The sequence below is a fragment of the Rhizobium album genome, assembly GCF_003122325.1.
Classification (GTDB): Bacteria; Pseudomonadota; Alphaproteobacteria; order Rhizobiales; family Rhizobiaceae; genus Metarhizobium; species Metarhizobium album.
The window spans coordinates 371,526-389,050 of the sequence record NZ_QFBC01000001.1 but is presented as its reverse complement, the minus strand read 5'-3'; the positions used below and the strand labels follow the sequence as shown (position 1 = coordinate 389,050).

Genomic DNA, 17,525 nt, shown 5'->3' with positions numbered 1-17,525 from the left:
CCCTGACGATCAATCCGGCTGGTAGCGGAAAAAATGCATCTTCGTATCGCCGAACGTCCGCTCTTCCAGCGGCTTGAAGACGGAAGATGCCTCGATTGTCACGTCGGCACGCTCCTCGATGATGCACAGAGCACCCGCGGCAAGCCAGCCGCCGGAATGGGCGGAGGCAAACGCCTTTTCGCCCAGCCCCTGGGCATAGGGCGGATCGGCAAACAGGAAATCGAACGGTTCCGCCGTGCCCACCGTGCCGAGTTTGGTGGCGTCACGGCGCAGCATGCGGGCCCGGCCGTGCAGGCCGAGCGCCTCGATGTTTTCCCAGAGAATGCCGCGGCCTTCGACGCTGCTTTCGACGAACAGCACCTGCTTGCAGCCGCGCGAGACGGCTTCGAGACCAACGGCGCCGGTGCCGGCAAACAGGTCCAGCGCCCGCGTGCCGTCAAGGCTTTCCGGATAGGCATGCGCCAGGATGTTGAACAGGCTTTCGCGCGTGCGGTCCGTGGTCGGCCGGATGGCATTCGACTGCGGAACGGCAAGCGGGCGGCCCCTGAATTCACCGCCGACGATCCGCACCGCGCTTCACCCCACCTCGACTGCCACCTGGTTTTCCGCCCTTCGGGCCACCGCCATCCGGCCGGTCGCCCCGCGGCTTGCCGGTGAAGGATTTTGCGCCGCCCGGCTTTCCGCCGAAGGATTTGCCGGCGGGCTTGCCGCCTCTCGGCCGATCGCCCTCCGCGCCGTCACGCGCCGGCCGGTCGCCGAACAAGCGTTCGCCACGCGGCTTGAAGGGCCGGTCACCGGCAGGCCGCTCACCACGGGCCGGGCGCTCCTCACGGCCTTCCGCCGCAAACGGCCGCGACCGCGGGCGCTCACTGCCTTCGCCCCGGGGACGATCGGAACGCTCTCCGCGCGGCTTTGCCGGACGATCGCCGAAGGGTCGGTCGCCACGAGCCGGACGATCACCACGACCTTCCGCCGGGAGCGAACGTCCACGCGGACGCTCGCCGCCTTCGCTGCGGGCCGGCCTGCCTTCACCACGCGGCCGATCCCCGGAGGGACGGTCACCACGATCGGAGCGCTCGCCACGCGGCTTTGCCGGGCGGTCGCCAAAAGAACGCTCGCCGCCTTCGCGGGATGGCCTGCCTTCGCCGCGCGGACGATCACCGAAGGAGCGCTTGCGCTCGAAACCGCCCTCTTCCCCACGCGGCTTGCTGGCCGGCGCGTCGGCGCGGATCCAGTCGTTGTCTTCCTCGGCGCGCTGAACGACGACGCGCGGGCCGGTATCGGGCCGACCGGCCGGACGCTTTTCGCGATCCGGATCATAACTGGTCTTGGTGCGAGTCGGCAGGCCGTCCTTGGTGCGGCCGTAGCGCTTCGACTGCGGCGCACCTTCCGGACGGGCGCGCGGCGCGCGCTTTTCGCCGCCTTCGGCCGTCTTTTCGGATTTTTCGGCCACCGGACGGGCGCCGGGCGCCATCCAGACATTGGCGGTACGGCCATGGCCCATCGGCTTGCGCTTCGGGCGCTCTTCACCGCCGGAACCACGGCTGCGCTCGCCCTTGCCGAAGGTTTCGTCCTTGCGGGTGTCGAGACGGCCGAGCAGCCGCTCGCGCTTGTCGCCCGGCTTTTCGCGCGGGGCCTTGCGCGGCTTTTCTTCGGCCTTCCAGTTGTTCTCTTCCTCGTCAGCCGCGGCGGCAGCCGGTGCGTCGTAGAGCGGCGCGTCGAAATTCGCCTTGGCTTCCTCGATCAAACGCGGGCCGAGCTGGTCGCGCAGCGTGCGGCCGCGCACCTCGATTACCTCGCCTTCCGGCAGGTCGCCGAGCTGGAACGGGCCGTAGGAAATACGGATCAGGCGGTTGACCTCGAGACCGAGCGCGCCGAGGACGTTCTTGATTTCGCGGTTCTTGCCTTCGCGAAGACCCATGGTGATCCAGACATTGTGGCCCTGGGTGCGGTCGAGCGTCGCGTCGATGCCGCCGTAGAGCACGCCGTCGACGGCGATGCCCTCCTTCAGCCGGTCGAGCGCCGCCTGGTCGATGTCGCCATGGGCGCGCACACGGTAGCGGCGCAGCCAGCCGGTTGCCGGCAGTTCGAGCACGCGGGAGAGGCCGCCGTCATTGGTCAGCAGCAGCAGGCCTTCGGTGTTGATGTCGAGGCGGCCGACCGACATGACGCGCGGCAGGCCTTCCGGCAGGTTATCGAAAACGGTCGGGCGGCCTTCCGGATCGGCATTGGTGGTCACCAGGCCGGCCGGCTTGTGGTAGAGCCACAGGCGGGTGCGCTCGATGCCGCGGATCGGCACGCCGTCGACCTCGATGCGGTCGGACAGCGTGGCGTTGACGACGGGCGTCTCCAGAAGCGTGCCGTTCAGCCGCACGCGGCCTTCGGAAATCATGCGCTCGACATCGCGGCGCGAGGCCACGCCGGCGCGGGCGAGGATTTTTGAAATACGTTCGGGCTTGTCCGGACCGCTTTCCGGCGCCGCATCGACGGCCGGCTTCGGCTTTGCGGATCTGGCCGCATTCGCCTTCTTTTCCGCAGCCTCGCCCGGAGCCTTGGTCTTCTTGTCGCCGGCGAACGGTTTGCCGGCTGCCCGCTTGGGCTTGTCTTTGGATGTCATTTGTTGTTTGCCTTGGTTTTGGCTGTCGTATCAGGTCGTGCGGTCGGGGTTAAGAGGAAATAGTTGCATGGCGCCGACAAATCAATTCATGGCGCTCGCGCTCGAGGAGGCGAAAGCGGCAGCTGGACGCGGCGAAATCCCGGTCGGTGCCGTGCTGGTGCTCGATGGCGCGGTCATCGCCAGCAGCGGCAACCGCAACCGCGAGATGAACGACGTCACCGCCCATGCCGAGGTCCTCGTGCTCCGTCAGGCCGCCGCCGATCTCGGACAGGAGCGGCTGACCGGCGCCGATCTCTACGTCACGCTCGAACCCTGCACCATGTGCGCCGCGGCGATCTCGTTTGCCCGCATCCGGCGGCTCTATTACGGCGCCGAGGATGAAAAGGGCGGCGCAGTCGACAACGGCGTGCGCTTCTTCCGCCAGCCGACCTGCCACCACGCGCCGGACGTCTATTCAGGTTTTTCCGAAAACGAGGCACGGGTGATGCTCAGGAGCTTTTTTCACGAGCGGAGAGAGCCGCGATGACCGCCTGCCCGGCCGGTCCGGCTGATCCTCAGCCTTCGGCAAAAGCCTTCAGCGTTTCGCCGCTCATGCGATAGCGGATCCACTCGTTCTGCGGTTCGGCGCCGATGGCGTCGTAGACCTCGATTGCCGGCGTGTTCCAGTCGAGCACGCTCCATTCGAACCGGCCGCAGCCATTGTCAACGGCGATCTTCGCCAGGCGCTTCAACAACACCTTGCCGGCGCCGGAGCCGCGGTAGTCCGGCGTGACATAGAGATCTTCGAGATAAAGCCCGTTCTTCGCCAGCCAGGTGGAATAGCTGAAGAACCAGACCGCGAAGCCGACCGCCCTGCCCTCATGCTCGCAGATCAGCCCGCGCGTCACCGACGAAAGCCCGAACAGCGACGCGGCAATACTTTCCGGTGTCGCCTCCACCTCGTGTTCGGCCTTTTCGTAAATCGCCAGTTCGCGGATGAAACCCAAAATGACAGCACAATCCTCGACCACCGCCTCGCGGATCGTGAAATTCCTGCGGGTCTTGCCCTTTACCTCAGCATCCATGTTTCCCACCCGACATAAAAAACGCGACACCGGAGCGCCGCGTTCTGTTGGTTTTGCCGATCGGCAAACGATTTATTGGAACGGCATCCACCAGCGGCTGCTCTGCTTCTCCGCCGCGGCTTCTTTCTTGCGCCGCTTTTCCTTCTTGCGCTCGGGCTCGCCGAGATCGTCGAGGGCGGCCTGGTCGGACACGGCGCGATATTCCGTCGGCGGATCGCTCAGGTAGCGGCGGTCGCTATAGGCGCTCTTCTGTTCGGCGCGGGCGGCGCGATAGGTGGCCAGTTGCTCGTCGGTGTTCAGGCTGCGGGCATTGGCGCCGGTCAGCGCCAGCGGCGAGCGGTAATGCGGCTTGTTCTTGTTGAGTTCGGCATCGTCAACCAGGCGCTTGCGGGTTTCTTCCGGCGATTCCACCCATTGCGGGTTGTTCTTGCCGGCCAGCGATTCCTGCGGCTCGACCAAGGCCAGCTTGTTGGATTCACCTGGAAGGACAAGGCCTGGACGCGGCGAATATTTGAGGTTCCTGTCCTTCTTCGTCGTCAGGGCCGTGGCGTCACCGAGGTCGGTGATCAACTGCTCCGCCGCCGTCTTGTCGGTGCCGTAGGTTGGGCTGCTCATGCAACTGGACAGCGACAGGCAGGCGCCGACAAGCGCAACCATGCCGGCGGCTACTCGAAACTCGTGCGTGATCTTCATGCGTACCCTTCCAGCCATGCCGGTGCTTTATAGTGCCGGCATCCCCATTTCATCGCCCTTTAACCATGCGATTGCCTGAAAAATCCGGCCATTTTCAGGCAGCTTTACCGGATGAACCGCCAAAGCGCAATTCATCCGGCAGAGTTTATGCAGGCAATACGCCCAGTTCCCTTAGCGCCGCGGCATCGCGCGCCGACACATCCGGATAGGCCGGGTCGGTGCCGACATCGGTGGTGATGCGCCAGGAACGGGCGCATTTGACGCCTTCGGCAAGCTTCGGCTCGACGCTGACGCCCGCCACTTCAGGCAGACGGAAAGCATCGGCCGGGCCTTCGCCGGAGACGATGGAGATGCCCGAGGTGATGCAGATTTCCTCGAAATCCTGGCCTTCCAGCGCCGCCAGAAGCTCGGCATCGGCGATATGGACGACGGGTGCGGCTTCCAGCGACGAGCCGATACGCTTGTCCTTGCGCTCGATTTCCAGGGCGCCGGTGACGACCTTGCGGACCTCGCGGACCTTTTCCCATTTCGCTTCCAGCGCATCGTTGCGCCATTCGGCGGGAATGACCGGGAACTGTTCGAGATGCACCGAGACGGCGGCCGGATTGCGCGACAGCCATGCCTCTTCCATGGTGAAGGGCAGCATCGGCGAAAGCCAGGTCACCAGGCAATCGAAGATCTTGCGGATCGCCGCAAGTGCGGCACGCCGGCGCAGGCTCGACGGCGCGTCGCAATAAAGCGCATCCTTGCGGATATCGAAGTAGAAGGCCGAAAGCTCGACATTCGAGAAATCGATCAGCGCGCGGGTGATGCGCTTGAAGTCGAAGGCGTCGTAGGATTCGCGCACCAGCTGGTCGAGCTGCGACAGGCGATGCAGCATCAGCTTTTCGAGCTGCGGCATGTCGGCATAGGCGATCTCCTCGCCCTTGTCGTGGGCGAGCGTGCCGAGCATCCAGCGCACCGTGTTGCGCAGCTTGCGGTAGGCGTCGATGTTGGTCTGGAGGATCGCCTTGCCAAGGCGCTGGTCGTCCCAATAATCGGTGGTCATGACCCAGAGGCGCAGGATATCGGCGCCGGCATCCTTCATCACCTCCTGCGGCGAGACGACGTTGCCTTTCGACTTCGACATCTTCTCGCCCTTCTCGTCCATGGTGAAGCCATGGGTGATGACGGCGTCGTAGGGCGCGCGGCCACGCGTCGCCGCCGATTCCAGCAGCGAGGAATGGAACCAGCCGCGATGCTGGTCGGAGCCTTCGAGGTAGACGTCGGCCGGCCATTTCAGGTCGGGGCGATCTTCCAGCGTGAAGCTGTGGGTCGAACCCGAGTCGAACCAGACGTCGAGAATGTCGCGCACCTGCGTCCACTTCTCATGGTCGTGGCCGTTGCCGAGGAAACGCTCCTTGGCACCCTCGGTGAACCAGGCATCGGCGCCTTCCTTCTCGAAGGCTTCGAGGATGCGGGCATTGACCGCCTCGTCCTGCAGGATCTCGCCCTTCTCATCAACGAAGACGCAGATCGGCACGCCCCAGGCTCTTTGACGGGAAAGAACCCAGTCCGGGCGGCTTTCGATCATGGCGCGCAGGCGGTTCTGGCCGGCGGCGGGCACGAAACGGGTGTCGTCGATCGCCTTGAGGGCGCGCGAACGCAGCGTCGTGCCGTCGGCCAGCACCTTGTCCATGTAGACGAACCACTGCGGCGTGTTGCGGAAGATCACCGGTTTCTTGGAACGCCAGCTGTGCGGATAGGTGTGCTTCAACCGTCCGCGGGCGAACAGGTTGCCGGCGGCGATAAGCGCCTTGATGACGCGATCATTGGCATCGCCCTTCTTGCCCTTGTCGTCGATGACGCGCGCGGCGCCGCCTTCGGACTCCGGACCGAAGCCGGGCGCATCCGCTGTGTAGAAACCGGCGTCATCGACAGTGAACGGGATCTTCGTCGAGATGCCGCGGGCATCGAGAGCGCGGGCATTGGCCATCCAGGCATCGAAGTCTTCACGGCCGTGGCTGGGGGCGGTATGCACGAAACCCGTACCGGCATCGTCGGTGACATGGTCGCCGTCGAGCAGCGGCACCTTGAAATCGTAGCCGAGGGAAGCGAGCGGGTGGGCGCAAAGGATGGCGCCGAGCTCGGTGCCTTCGATCTCGCGCACGAGGTTGAGCGTCACCTTGGCCTTGGCGGCGCATTCTTCCGCAAGACGACGGGCGAAGATCAGCTTCTCGCCCGGCTGCGGGCCGAAGTCGTTCTCGGCGGCGGTGACCTCGTAAAGGCCGTAGCCGTAACGCGAGGAGAAGGCGATGGCGCGGTTGCCGGGGATCGTCCAGGGCGTGGTCGTCCAGATGACGACGAATGCGCCCGCGAAGGCTTCCGGGCCTTCGACGACCGGGAACTTCACCCAGATCATGTCGCTTTCGTAGTCCTGGTACTCGACTTCGGCTTCGGCAAGCGCCGTGCGCTCGACCACCGACCACATGATCGGCTTCGAGCCGCGATAGAGCTGGCCGGACTTGGCGATCTTCAAGAGTTCACCGGCGATGCGGGCTTCCGAATGGAAGTTCATCGTCGTGTAGGGATTGTCGAAGTCGCCCTCGATGCCGAGGCGCTTGAACTCCTCCGACTGCACCTTGATCCAGCCGGCGGCGAATTCGCGGCATTCCTGGCGGAATTCGTTGACCGGAACCTCGTCCTTGTTCTTGCCCTTCTCGCGGTATTTTTCCTCGATCTTCCATTCGATCGGCAGGCCGTGGCAATCCCAACCCGGAACGTAGTTGGAATCATAGCCGCGCATCTGGAACGAGCGGGTGATGACATCCTTGAGGATCTTGTTCAGCGCGTGGCCGATATGGATGTTGCCGTTGGCATAGGGCGGGCCATCGTGCAGCACGAATTTTTCGCGGCCGGCGGCAGAGGCGCGCAGTTGCTTGTAGAGGCCCATGGACTGCCAGCGGGCCACCATTTCCGGCTCCTTCTGCGGCAGGCCGGCGCGCATCGGGAATTCGGTTTCGGGCAGGTAAAGCGTCTTGGAATAGTCGATCTTTTCAGCGGTATCGGTCATGGTCCGTGCCATCGTCTTTCGCGCCACAGGGAGCGGGCGCAGGAGAAACAGGGGAATATCGGTGACGGAGGGCGCTCGCAAAAGCGCCAAAAACCCGGACCTTCCGGCAGCTCTTAGCGCGCGCGGGAGGCCGGGCCGATAATTCGTAGTGCTATGATCTGCCGAAATCGGGTCATGTCGGCGGGTTGTGTAAGCGTTTTTGCGGCGGAAAGGAAGAGGTAAAGCGGAGGCCGGCGATCGGAATGGACATTGCCGTTGCTCTTCTCAAAACGCGATCGTCGCATCCACCGCGCCGATCGGCCGGACGCCGGCGAGCAGGGCGCGGGCCTCGGCCTCGTCCTTCTTCATCTGCACGACCAGCGCGTCCAGCCCGTCGAACTTCAGTTCGTCGCGCAGGTGGCCGAAGAAGGAGACGGCGCAGATCTGGCCGTAGAGATCGCCGGAATAGTCGAAGAGGAAGGTTTCGAGCAGGGCCGCGCCGTCTTCGGTCACCGTCGGGCGGTAGCCGAAACTCGCCACGCCGTCATGGATGGTGCCGCAGGCGCGGCGAAAGCGCACGGCGTAGATGCCGGGGCGCAACGTCACCTCCGGCGGCAGCGACATGTTGGCGGTGGGATAACCGAGCGTGCGGCCAAGCTGCCTGCCCTTGATGACTTCGGCCTCCACCGTGTAGCGGTAGCCGAACAGACCGGCGGCTTCCGCCACGGCGCCTTCGGTCAGCAGGCTGCGGATGCGGCTGGAAGAAATCACCTCGGCGTTTTCGTCACGGAAGGCATCGACCAGGGTGACGCCGAAGCCGTTGCGGCTGCCCGCCTCCATCAGGAAGGCCGGCCCGCCTTCGCGGTTGCGGCCGAAGTGGAAATCGAAGCCGGTCACCACTTCCGAGGCGCCGATCCAGTCCATCAGCACCGAGGAGACGAATTCGTCGGCCGAGCGCTGCGAGAATTCGCGGGTGAACGGATATTCGATCACCGAATGGAAACCCATGCCCTCCAGCAGCCGCGCCTTCAGCGGCGCCGGCGTCAGCCGGAAGACCGGGGTTTCCGGCTTGAAGACGGTACGCGGATGCGGCTCGAAGGTCAGCACAAGCGCCGGCAGCTTGCGATCTCCGGCGATTTCCAGCGCCCGGTTCAGCACCGATTGATGGCCGCGATGCACGCCGTCGAAATTGCCGATGGCAAGCACGCCGCCCTTCAGCCGCTGCGGCAGGGGCTCTTTCGCTTCATTGCGGTGGAAAACGGTCATCGCATCATACCTGTCTGCAGAAAAATCATGCCAGCTTCGGCATCCACCATTTCGGCGCCGCCGCGTTGCGCGTCAAGAAGGCCGAGAGTGCCGCCTCGTCCGTCGCGCCGTCGCGGACGTATTCGCCGGCATGGATGCCGCCGCTGATGTAAAGCAGGTCGAGGTCCTGGTTGATGGCGCCGCGCACGTCGGTCGGCATGCCGTCGCCGATGGCGAGCACGCGGTCGCGGGAAAATGCGCCGCGCATGACTTCAGCCTTGGCGAGACAGGCATCGTAGATCGGCGAGAAAGGCTTGCCGGCGATCAGCGTCTCGCCGCCGAGTTCGCGGTAGAGCGCGGCGAGAGAACCGGCGCAATATATCATCTTCGTGCCGCGCTCGACCACCAGGTCGGGATTGGCGCAGATCATCTGCAGGTTGCGGGCCTGCAGCGCCGCCAGCATGTCGCGGTAATCTTCGGGGTTTTCCTCCTCGTCGCGGAACAGGCCGGAACAGAGGATGATCTCGGCGTCCTCGCTGTCGACGCGGGTGACGTCGAGGCCTTCCAGCAGCGGCAGGTCGCGCTCCGGGCCAAGCAGGAAGACCTTCTTGGGACCCTGGCTGGCGATCAGCTCGCGGGTGACGTCGCCGGAAGTGACGATCCGGTCATAGGTTTCCTCGCCGACGCCGATCGCCTTGAATTGCGACACGACACCGGCGGAAGGCCGCGGCGAATTGGTGATCAGCACGACGGTGACACCCGACCGCCGGGCCGCCAGCAGCGCCTCGCAGGCCAGCGGGAACGGATCGATGCCGTTATGCACCACGCCCCAGACATCGCAGAGCACGACATCATATTGCCCGATGATGTCCTGCAGACTGTGGATGCGTTCGGCCATGCGAAACCCCGGCTTTCTTCGAAATCAAGGGGTGACATCGCAAAGGAACAGCACGATGGCAAGGAAATTTACTGCAGTGCTTCCAAAAACCTTCAAAGCGCCGCCTGGACGATCCAGCCGGCCGCGGCGGCGATCAGAAGCACCGCCGCCACGCCGAGGCGAAAGCGCACGACCAAGACGGCGGAGAGAATCGACAGGGCCAGCGCCAGCCCGTCGATGCTCGTCCACACCGGCCGGGGAAGCGAAGCGAGCGGCGCCGGCCCGCCTTCGCCCGGATAGGACAAAAGCGTCAGCCGTCCGACCTCGCCGAACAGCACATGCAGGCCGAACCAGAGCGCCAGGTTGAGGATGACGCCGGTGACCGCCGCAGTGATCGCCGACAGTGCATTGGCAACGGCACGGTTGGCGCGCAGGCGCTCGACATAGGGCGCGCCGACAAAGATCCAGAGAAAGCTCGGCGCAAAAGTCGCCCAGGCCGCCAGCGCGCCGCCGATAAGCCCCGCCAGTACCGGATCGAGGCCGAGCGGATTGCGGAACGCGGCGATGAAGCCGACGAAACAGAGCACCAGCACCAGCGGTCCCGGCGTGGTTTCGGCGAGCGCCAGGCCGTCCAGCATCTCGCCCGGGTTCAGCCAGCCGTAATGTCCTGACGCCATCTGCGCGACATAACTCAACACGGCGTAGGCACCGCCGAAGGTTACCATCGCCATTTGCGAGAAGAAGCCGAACAGCGCCGCAAAGACATTGTCCACGCCGCCGCCGGCAAGCGCAAAGATCAGCAGAAACGGCGCCTGCCAGACGAGCACCCAGGCAACGAGCGTCAGCAGCGTCCGGCGCAGGGATGTCGGCGGGCCGGGCAGGATTTCGCTCCTGGCCGGCGTGGCGGAAAAAGTGGAATAACGGCCGGCGATCAAACCGGCCATGGCAGCGGCGAGGATCACCACCGGAAACGGAATGTTGAAAACGAACAGCGCCAGGAAAGAGAGGCAACAGATCGCATAATGCAGGCGATGCTTCAGCGCCCGCCTGCCGACACGGATCACCGCCTCGATGACGATGGCCAGCACCGCGGCCTTGAGCCCGAAGAACAGGCCACGCAACCAGCCGGCCTCGTGGAAGAGGGCATAGGCAACGGACAGGCCGAGAATGACCAGGAGACCCGGCAGGATGAACAGCAGCCCCGCCGCAAGCCCGCCGCGGGTGCGGTGCATGAGCCAGCCGACATAGGTGGCGAGCTGCTGCGCCTCGGGGCCTGGCAGCAACATGCAGTAGTTCAGCGCATGCAAGAAACGCTCCTCCGAGATCCAGCATTTCTCATCGACGAGGGTACGATGCATCAGCGCGATCTGGCCGGCCGGGCCGCCAAAGCTCAGGAGCCCGATACGGGCGAACACCGTGACCAATTCCCTGAAAGAGGGCGTTTGCGGCGGATCGAGGACACGTTCGTTTTCGATTCGAGAGTTCATGCCGCATTGCTAATCATATTTTCTGAAAGTTTTTAGAAGGCGCATCCTTGACTCGTTTCGCGCCGATCCTTATCTCAAACGTCGCTGGCACTCAGCAAAGTGGAGTGCTAACAGCCATCCGGCGGATCGCCTCGCAATCCGCTCAAGTCATTTGATCGAGGGATTAGACAATGACAACCAATTTCCGTCCGCTGCACGACCGCGTCGTCGTTCGTCGCGTTGAATCCGAAGCCAAGACCAAGGGCGGCATCATCATTCCGGATACCGCCAAGGAAAAGCCGCAGGAAGGCGAAATCGTCGCCGTCGGCTCCGGCGCCCGCGACGAGTCCGGCAAGGTCGTTCCGCTCGACGTCAAGGCCGGCGACCGCGTCCTGTTCGGCAAGTGGTCCGGCACCGAAGTCAAGCTCAACGGCGAAGACCTTCTGATCATGAAGGAAGCCGACATCATGGGCATCATCGGCTGATCAGGCCTTCACCCTTTCCATCTTTAAACGACAAATGGGCGTGAAGCCCGGGAGTTCTCAAAATGGCAGCTAAAGAAATCAAGTTCGGCCGCACAGCGCGCGAAAAGATGCTGCGCGGCGTCGACATTCTCGCTGACGCCGTGAAGGTCACGCTCGGCCCGAAGGGCCGCAACGTCATCATCGACAAGTCCTTCGGCGCTCCGCGCATCACCAAGGACGGCGTTTCGGTCGCCAAGGAAATCGAACTGGACGACAAGTTCGAAAACATGGGCGCCCAGATGGTCCGCGAAGTCGCTTCGAAGACCAACGACATCGCCGGCGACGGCACCACGACTGCAACCGTTCTTGCCCAGGCCATCGTCCGCGAAGGCAACAAGGCCGTTGCAGCCGGCATGAACCCGATGGACCTGAAGCGCGGTATCGATCTCGCCGTTGCCGACGTCGTCAAGGATCTCCAGGCCAAGGCCAAGAAGATCTCGACCTCGGAAGAAGTCGCGCAGGTCGGCACGATCTCCGCAAACGGCGACAAGCAGGTCGGTCTCGACATCGCTGAAGCCATGCAGAAGGTCGGCAACGAAGGCGTCATCACGGTTGAAGAAGCCAAGACCGCCGAAACCGAACTAGAAGTCGTCGAAGGCATGCAGTTCGACCGCGGCTACCTTAGCCCCTACTTCGTCACCAACGCCGAAAAGATGGTCGCCGACCTCGAAGACGCTTTCATTCTCCTCCACGAGAAGAAGCTCTCGAACCTGCAGGCCATGCTTCCGGTTCTCGAAGCCGTCGTCCAGACCGGCAAGCCGCTCCTCATCATCGCTGAAGACGTCGAAGGCGAAGCGCTTGCGACCCTCGTCGTCAACAAGCTGCGTGGCGGTCTGAAGATCGCTGCCGTCAAGGCTCCGGGCTTCGGCGATCGCCGCAAGGCCATGCTCGAAGACATCGCCATCCTGACGGGCGGCACTGTCATCTCCGAAGACCTCGGCATCAAGCTCGAAAATGTCACCCTCGACATGCTCGGCCGCTCGAAGAAGGTCTCGATCTCCAAGGAAAACACGACGATCGTCGACGGTGCCGGCCAGAAGTCGGACATCGAAGGCCGCGTCGCGCAGATCAAGGCCCAGATCGAAGAAACCACCTCCGACTACGACCGCGAGAAGCTGCAGGAACGCCTTGCCAAGCTCGCTGGCGGCGTTGCCGTCATCCGCGTCGGCGGCTCGACGGAAGTCGAAGTCAAGGAAAAGAAGGACCGCATCGACGACGCCCTCAACGCGACGCGCGCTGCCGTTCAGGAAGGCATCGTTCCCGGCGGCGGTATCGCTCTGCTGCGTTCTTCCACGAAGATCGCTGCAAAGGGTGCCAACGACGACCAGGAAGCCGGCATCAACATCGTTCGCCGCGCCCTGCAGGCTCTGGTTCGCCAGATCGCTGAAAACGCAGGCGACGAAGCTTCGATCGTTGTCGGCAAGGTTCTCGACAAGAACGAAGACAACTACGGCTACAACGCCCAGACGTCCGAATATGGCGACATGATCGCCATGGGCATCGTCGACCCGCTCAAGGTTGTCCGCACGGCCCTGCAGAACGCAGCTTCGGTTGCTTCGCTGCTGATCACGACGGAAGCCATGATCGCCGAACTGCCGAAGAAGGATGCACCGGGCGGCATGCCTGGCGGCATGGGCGGCATGGGCGGCATGGACATGATGTGATAGGCGAAAGCCTATCGGAGCGTGGCCATCAGGCTTCGCCATGCGCCAAGAGTGGTTCAGCGCGCCAAGCGCGCTGAACAGGCGGCATGGACATGATGTAAGACTTTGATGTCTTGCATCTGAGCCATACGGTTCAGTTCGGAAGGGGCGGTCTTCGGATCGCCCCTTTCTTTTTGCGCAAACTCATGGTCATCGCGCGATGCTTTTTTCAGCAGTTCCATTGCGTGCAAAAAACCGTTGCCGTTTACACAAAAGAAACTATAAGTGCTGCCTCGGATGCACAGGGCTGAGCGTGGAGGAGCATTGCCATCGCCCTGTGACGCGTATCGCGTGCACCGACGTGTACAGCCTTATCTTTTACGCCAAGCTTACTTGACCGAATACAACGGAATCGAAGTCGATTTTCGCCCGATTCTACACACCCGATCGTTACGCGTTATTTGGATTGAAATGTAATGCAAGGCATGCGCAGGCATGCATTATTTTCGGACTGGGGAATACTTTTGTTCAAGATTGCCAGGACCAATATTACCGCGCCCTTTGCGCAGGATTCTTTGGGGGAATCGAACCCTGAACTTCTTCACCAGCTCTGCATCAGCGAAGGCTGGACGGCGGACCTGGAAAGCGGCATCGTCTCCCTCGGCCCCCATTCCATGGCGATGCATGGAATCAGTCAATCCGAGTGCGGCCTGCTGAACCTGCTGCGCTGTTACGAGACGCACGACCAGCTGCGGATCCTGGAGCTTTTCGAGCAGGCGGCGACCAATTGTTCGGCCTTCTGTTATTCCAGCACCATCCAGCCGAAAGCAGCAGCCCGCCAGCCTGTCTTCTGCATCGGCGAATCGGCCGGGCTCGACGGGCAACAGACCGGGCGCTTCATCGGGGTTTTCCTCTATCCGCGCTTCAAGCTCGACCCGCACGTCCATCTCGTCGGCCACCAGTAACGGACTGGCGGCCGAGACGATTGGAAGGATCAGTCCTTTGACGGGACCTTCCATCCCTTCTGGCTGGCCGGACGGGCATAGGCACGCTCCACCCAGTCCATGACGGCGGGGAATTTTTCCAGCTCGAGCACATCCTTGCCGCCGTAGAAGACATCGACGCCACGCACCCAGGGGAAGGTGGCAATATCGGCAATGGTGTATTCGTCGCCCATGATCCACTGGCGGGAGGCGAGACGCTCTTCCAGCACGCCCAGCAGGCGCTTGGCTTCGTCGCGGTAACGCTCCACCGGATAGGAATTGTTGGCAACCTTGGCGGCGGCATATTTGAAGAAATGGCCGAACTGGCCGAACATCGGCCCGACGCCACCCATCTGAAACATCACCCAGGCAATCGTCTCATAGCGGCCGGCGGCATCGGCAGGGATGAGTTTGCCGGTCTTCTCGGCGAGATAGATGAGAATCGCGCCGGATTCGAACAGGCCGATCGGCTTGCCATCGGGGCCGTTGGGATCGATGATCGCCGGGATGCGGCCGTTCGGATTGAGCGAGACGAATTCCGGCGACTTCTGGTCGACGGTATCGAACGAGATGAGGTGGGCTTCGTAAGGCAGCCCCAGTTCTTCGAGCGCAATGGAAATTTTTACGCCGTTCGGCGTCGCCAGCGAATAGAGCTGGATGACATCCGGGTTGCGGGCGGGCCAGCGGTTGGTGATGGGGAAATTGGACAAGTCGGCCATTCGGTTCTCCTGATCGGGCGGCTCTTTCATATCGCCCGCCCGGCACCGGCGAAAGAGGCGATTGATCGATTTAACGTGAGCGACAAGGCGGGAAACCTGCGGCCGGAATTGATATTCGTCATATCGCGGAGAATGATGGCGAAGGCGGCACCTTCCCGTCGGCGGCCAGATTGTCGTCAAATTGTGAACGATATGTCCAGGTTCGTTTATCTATCAAAGACGACAGAAAGCAGGCACATAAGAGCCACGAAATTCAACCGGCGGTCCTGACCAGACAGGGCCGGCCACAGGAGCCCGAAATGTCCAATCCCAACAGCGCACTCATCCTTCTCGCCCGCATTCTGCTTTCCTTCATGTTCATCTATGCCGGCTTCGGCAAGCTGACCGATCCGAGCGGCACGGCCGGCATGATCGCCGGCGCCGGCATGCCGGCGGCAAACGTGCTCGCCTATCTCGCCGGTCTCTTCGAACTCGTCACCGGCCTTGCCGTGCTCGTCGGCTTCCAGACCCGCATCGTCGGCTGGCTGCTCGCGCTGTTCTGCGTGTTCACCGGCCTTGCCTTCCACAGCGCCGCCATCAACGTTCCTGATTTCCCGGCTGCCGCCAACGGCTGGCTGACCGCCCTGAACCAGATCATGCTGATGAAGAATTTCACGCTGGCCGGTGCTTACATCCTGCTCGCCACGGTCGGCGCAGGCGCCTACTCGATCGACGCCCGCCGCAGCGGTGTCACGGTCAACGCCTGATCCTTGCTTCCTCCCCAGGATGCCAAAACCCGCCGGTACGAGCCGGCGGGTTTTTGCATTGTCGATGTGTAAGCCGTCTCAGAGCGCGCCGCGGATCGCCTCGATGATCCGGCCGATCCGCTGATCGCCCTCATGGGCCTGCTTTCGCGCCCGCACCAGGCAGGCCTCGGATTTGAGGATGACGCCGTCCGGCAGCACCTTCAGGTGGTTGGCCTTGAGCGTCGAGCCGGTGGAGGTGATGTCGACGATGATATCGGCCGAACCGGAGGCCGGCGCGCCTTCCGTGGCACCGAGGCTTTCGACGATGCGATAAAGCTGGATGCCGTGGCTGCCGGAAAAGAATTGCTGGGTCAGCCGCCAGTATTTCGTGGCGATCGCCAGGCGCCGGCCATGCCGGGCGCGGAAATCGGCGGCGACGTCGCCGAGATCGGCCATGCTGTCGACATCGAGCCAGATCTCCGGCACGGCGACGACGACATCCGCATGGCCGAAACCCAGACGGGCGGCAATCTCCATCCGCCGGTCTGCCTCGGCAAGCCCTTCACGCACCAGATCTTCGCCGGTGACGCCGAAATCGACGCTGCCATTGCCGATCTCGCGGGAGATTTCGGAGGCGGACAGGAAGGCGATCTCGATATCGTCCCAGCCTTCGACGCGGCCACGATAGGAACGCTCGTTGCCGACGGCGACGATCGGCAGGCCGGCGCGTTCGAAGATCGCCGCCGCGTCCTCCTTCATCCGCCCCTTGGACGGCAAGGCGATGGTGATGGTCATCAGCGCGCCCTCGCTTGTTCGATGCGGTCGAGCCACAAGGAGAAGCCGACCGCCGGGATGTCCTCGCGGGCGCCGAGCAGCGTCAGCAGCCGGTCGAAACGGCCGCCGCCGGCGAGCACCGCGCCGTCCCCCGCCCGCGTCACTTCGAAGACCAGGCCGGTGTAATAATCGAGCGGCCGGCCGAAGGCGGCGCGGTAGGTGATGCGCGACAGGTCGATGCCGAGATCGGCCAGCGCCGCCACCCGCTCCTCGAAGCCGGCCAATGCACCTTTCAGCGAAAGGCCTGCCGCGTCGGCAAAACCGGCAAGCGCTGCCGAGGCCTCGCCGAGCGGCAGTTCCAGCGACAGGAATTCGCACAACAGCAAGAGCGCGGTGCCATCCAGCCTTGTTTCGGCAAGCGACAGCTTTTCCTTCAGCCGGGTGGCGATTTCGCGCGGCGAGCGGCTGGCATTGGTGGAATAGCCCGTTTCCTGCATGGTGCGGTCGATATGCTCGATCAGCGCCGCCTCGTCGCCGCCCAGCAGGGTGGCGAGATCAGGGGCAAAGCCGGTGACCGGCTGCGGCGAGGCAAGCCGCAGCAGGATCTGTTCGATCTGCGCCGTGTTGCCGAAGGCCTGGATCAGGCGCTTCTGCCAGCCGCCGGGAAGGCCGAGCGCACGCACCACCGCCTCAAACACCGCCTGGTCGCCGAGCGTCACGGCCAGCGGCCGGCCGGGCAGCAAGCCGGCGATGATCTGCACGGCATCGTTGACGGCGCGCGCATCGGCAGCGGCGATGGCGGTTTCGCCGAGGTCCTCGATGCCCGCCTGATAGAATTCGTTCTCGCCGTCACGCCGCTGGCGGAAGACTTCACCGAGGTAACAATAGCGCCGCGGCGTGCCGGTGGCGCTTTCGATATGGCGAAGGCAGACGGGAATGGTGAATTCCGGCCTGAGGCACAGGCTTTCGCCGGTTTCGCTTTCGGTGAGGAAGATGCGGCGGCGCAGATCCTCGCCCGCCATGTCGAGAAAGGGGGCGGCCGGCTGGATGACCGGCGTATCGATGCGCAGCGCGCCGCGGGCGGCAAAATCGTCGAGCAGTTTTGCCGCGAAATCCGGCATGTTGATCAGCGGCATCGGGTTTCTCCTCCTGCGCTGCCGGCCA

At 63.6% G+C, this 17,525-nt stretch carries 17 protein-coding genes; 5 read left to right on the top strand and 12 right to left on the bottom strand.

The features are described 5' to 3' along the window. Positions 1-9 precede the first annotated feature (9 nt). Positions 10-570 (bottom strand): 16S rRNA (guanine(966)-N(2))-methyltransferase RsmD, encoded by a 561-nt coding sequence (rsmD, locus tag DEM27_RS01900; protein WP_109456484.1) that lies wholly within the window; start codon positions 568-570, stop codon positions 10-12. After that, complete coding sequence (locus DEM27_RS01895; protein WP_109456483.1) at positions 551-2,617, bottom strand: pseudouridine synthase; 2,067 nt, start codon at positions 2,615-2,617, stop codon at positions 551-553. The genes rsmD and DEM27_RS01895 overlap by 20 nt, the downstream gene beginning before the upstream one ends. Before the next feature lie 67 nt (positions 2,618-2,684). On the opposite strand from DEM27_RS01895, the gene DEM27_RS01890 reads away from it, so the two are divergent. Continuing rightward, the gene (locus DEM27_RS01890) at positions 2,685-3,143 is read left to right on the top strand and encodes a nucleoside deaminase (RefSeq protein WP_109456482.1); all 459 of its coding nucleotides are present in this window, start codon (positions 2,685-2,687) and stop codon (positions 3,141-3,143) included. Positions 3,144-3,171: 28 nt separating this feature from the next. Here the strand turns inward: DEM27_RS01890 and DEM27_RS01885 are convergent, their stop codons facing one another. The 6 genes from DEM27_RS01885 to chrA all read right to left on the bottom strand — a co-directional run bounded on the left by DEM27_RS01885 (position 3,172) and on the right by chrA (position 11,014). After that, entirely contained in the window at positions 3,172-3,681 is a 510-nt protein-coding gene (locus DEM27_RS01885) for a GNAT family N-acetyltransferase (protein ID WP_109456481.1), read from the bottom strand. Positions 3,682-3,753: 72 nt separating this feature from the next. Then, entirely contained in the window at positions 3,754-4,374 is a 621-nt protein-coding gene (locus tag DEM27_RS01880) for a hypothetical protein (RefSeq protein WP_109456480.1), read from the bottom strand. Between the two features lie 145 nt (positions 4,375-4,519). Then, a complete protein-coding gene (gene ileS / locus DEM27_RS01875) occupies positions 4,520-7,426 on the bottom strand; it encodes an isoleucine--tRNA ligase (protein ID WP_109456909.1) in 2,907 nt (968 codons plus the stop codon). 264 nt (positions 7,427-7,690) lie between these two features. Then, positions 7,691-8,671, bottom strand: coding sequence for a bifunctional riboflavin kinase/FAD synthetase (locus DEM27_RS01870; protein ID WP_109456479.1), 981 nt, complete (start codon positions 8,669-8,671; stop codon positions 7,691-7,693). Positions 8,672-8,696: 25 nt separating this feature from the next. Further along, complete coding sequence (locus tag DEM27_RS01865) at positions 8,697-9,548, bottom strand: TIGR01459 family HAD-type hydrolase (protein WP_109456478.1); 852 nt, start codon at positions 9,546-9,548, stop codon at positions 8,697-8,699. A 92-nt stretch (positions 9,549-9,640) separates the two neighbouring features. Continuing rightward, positions 9,641-11,014, bottom strand: coding sequence for a chromate efflux transporter (chrA, locus tag DEM27_RS01860; RefSeq protein WP_109456477.1), 1,374 nt, complete (start codon positions 11,012-11,014; stop codon positions 9,641-9,643). Between the two features lie 170 nt (positions 11,015-11,184). Between chrA and groES the strand changes: the two genes are divergently transcribed. Both groES and groL read left to right on the top strand, forming a co-directional pair. Beyond that, entirely contained in the window at positions 11,185-11,478 is a 294-nt protein-coding gene (gene groES, locus DEM27_RS01855; protein WP_109456476.1) for a co-chaperone GroES, read from the top strand. Positions 11,479-11,540: 62 nt separating this feature from the next. Continuing rightward, positions 11,541-13,181, top strand: a complete 1,641-nt coding sequence (gene groL, locus DEM27_RS01850; protein WP_109456475.1) for a chaperonin GroEL — start codon at positions 11,541-11,543, stop codon at positions 13,179-13,181. Between the two features lie 56 nt (positions 13,182-13,237). Here the strand turns inward: groL and DEM27_RS33830 are convergent, their stop codons facing one another. Beyond that, complete coding sequence (locus DEM27_RS33830) at positions 13,238-13,402, bottom strand: hypothetical protein (protein ID WP_165823325.1); 165 nt, start codon at positions 13,400-13,402, stop codon at positions 13,238-13,240. Positions 13,403-13,684: 282 nt separating this feature from the next. On the opposite strand from DEM27_RS33830, the gene DEM27_RS01845 reads away from it, so the two are divergent. Further along, a complete protein-coding gene (locus DEM27_RS01845) occupies positions 13,685-14,125 on the top strand; it encodes a hypothetical protein (RefSeq protein ID WP_205908860.1) in 441 nt (146 codons plus the stop codon). Between the two features lie 29 nt (positions 14,126-14,154). Here the strand turns inward: DEM27_RS01845 and DEM27_RS01840 are convergent, their stop codons facing one another. Further along, positions 14,155-14,862 (bottom strand): glutathione binding-like protein, encoded by a 708-nt coding sequence (locus DEM27_RS01840; protein ID WP_109456473.1) that lies wholly within the window; start codon positions 14,860-14,862, stop codon positions 14,155-14,157. A 299-nt stretch (positions 14,863-15,161) separates the two neighbouring features. Here DEM27_RS01840 and DEM27_RS01835 point away from each other — a divergent pair, with 299 nt between their 5' ends. Beyond that, positions 15,162-15,608, top strand: coding sequence for a DoxX family protein (locus DEM27_RS01835; protein WP_109456472.1), 447 nt, complete (start codon positions 15,162-15,164; stop codon positions 15,606-15,608). A 78-nt stretch (positions 15,609-15,686) separates the two neighbouring features. Here DEM27_RS01835 and hisG read toward each other — a convergent pair whose 3' ends face one another. Continuing rightward, positions 15,687-16,382: an ATP phosphoribosyltransferase gene (gene hisG / locus DEM27_RS01830; protein ID WP_109456471.1), complete on the bottom strand. Its 696-nt coding sequence runs from the start codon at positions 16,380-16,382 to the stop codon at positions 15,687-15,689. Continuing rightward, on the bottom strand, positions 16,382-17,497 hold the full coding sequence (locus DEM27_RS01825; RefSeq protein WP_109456470.1) for an ATP phosphoribosyltransferase regulatory subunit: 1,116 nt from the start codon (positions 17,495-17,497) through the stop codon (positions 16,382-16,384). Before DEM27_RS01825 ends, hisG begins: the two co-directional genes overlap by 1 nt. Positions 17,498-17,525: the final 28 nt, after the last annotated feature.

Coding starts and splice junctions, on each gene's coding strand:
- DEM27_RS01895 (WP_109456483.1), bottom strand. CDS start 2,617: ATGACATCCAAAGACAAGCCCAAGCGGGCAGCCGGCAAACCGTTCGCC.
- DEM27_RS01890 (WP_109456482.1), top strand. CDS start 2,685: ATGGCGCCGACAAATCAATTCATGGCGCTCGCGCTCGAGGAGGCGAAA.
- DEM27_RS01885 (WP_109456481.1), bottom strand. CDS start 3,681: ATGGATGCTGAGGTAAAGGGCAAGACCCGCAGGAATTTCACGATCCGC.
- DEM27_RS01880 (WP_109456480.1), bottom strand. CDS start 4,374: ATGAAGATCACGCACGAGTTTCGAGTAGCCGCCGGCATGGTTGCGCTT.
- ileS (WP_109456909.1), bottom strand. CDS start 7,426: ATGACCGATACCGCTGAAAAGATCGACTATTCCAAGACGCTTTACCTG.
- DEM27_RS01870 (WP_109456479.1), bottom strand. CDS start 8,671: ATGACCGTTTTCCACCGCAATGAAGCGAAAGAGCCCCTGCCGCAGCGG.
- DEM27_RS01865 (WP_109456478.1), bottom strand. CDS start 9,548: ATGGCCGAACGCATCCACAGTCTGCAGGACATCATCGGGCAATATGAT.
- chrA (WP_109456477.1), bottom strand. CDS start 11,014: ATGAACTCTCGAATCGAAAACGAACGTGTCCTCGATCCGCCGCAAACG.
- groES (WP_109456476.1), top strand. CDS start 11,185: ATGACAACCAATTTCCGTCCGCTGCACGACCGCGTCGTCGTTCGTCGC.
- groL (WP_109456475.1), top strand. CDS start 11,541: ATGGCAGCTAAAGAAATCAAGTTCGGCCGCACAGCGCGCGAAAAGATG.
- DEM27_RS33830 (WP_165823325.1), bottom strand. CDS start 13,402: ATGGAACTGCTGAAAAAAGCATCGCGCGATGACCATGAGTTTGCGCAA.
- DEM27_RS01840 (WP_109456473.1), bottom strand. CDS start 14,862: ATGGCCGACTTGTCCAATTTCCCCATCACCAACCGCTGGCCCGCCCGC.
- DEM27_RS01835 (WP_109456472.1), top strand. CDS start 15,162: ATGTCCAATCCCAACAGCGCACTCATCCTTCTCGCCCGCATTCTGCTT.
- hisG (WP_109456471.1), bottom strand. CDS start 16,382: ATGACCATCACCATCGCCTTGCCGTCCAAGGGGCGGATGAAGGAGGAC.
- DEM27_RS01825 (WP_109456470.1), bottom strand. CDS start 17,497: ATGCCGCTGATCAACATGCCGGATTTCGCGGCAAAACTGCTCGACGAT.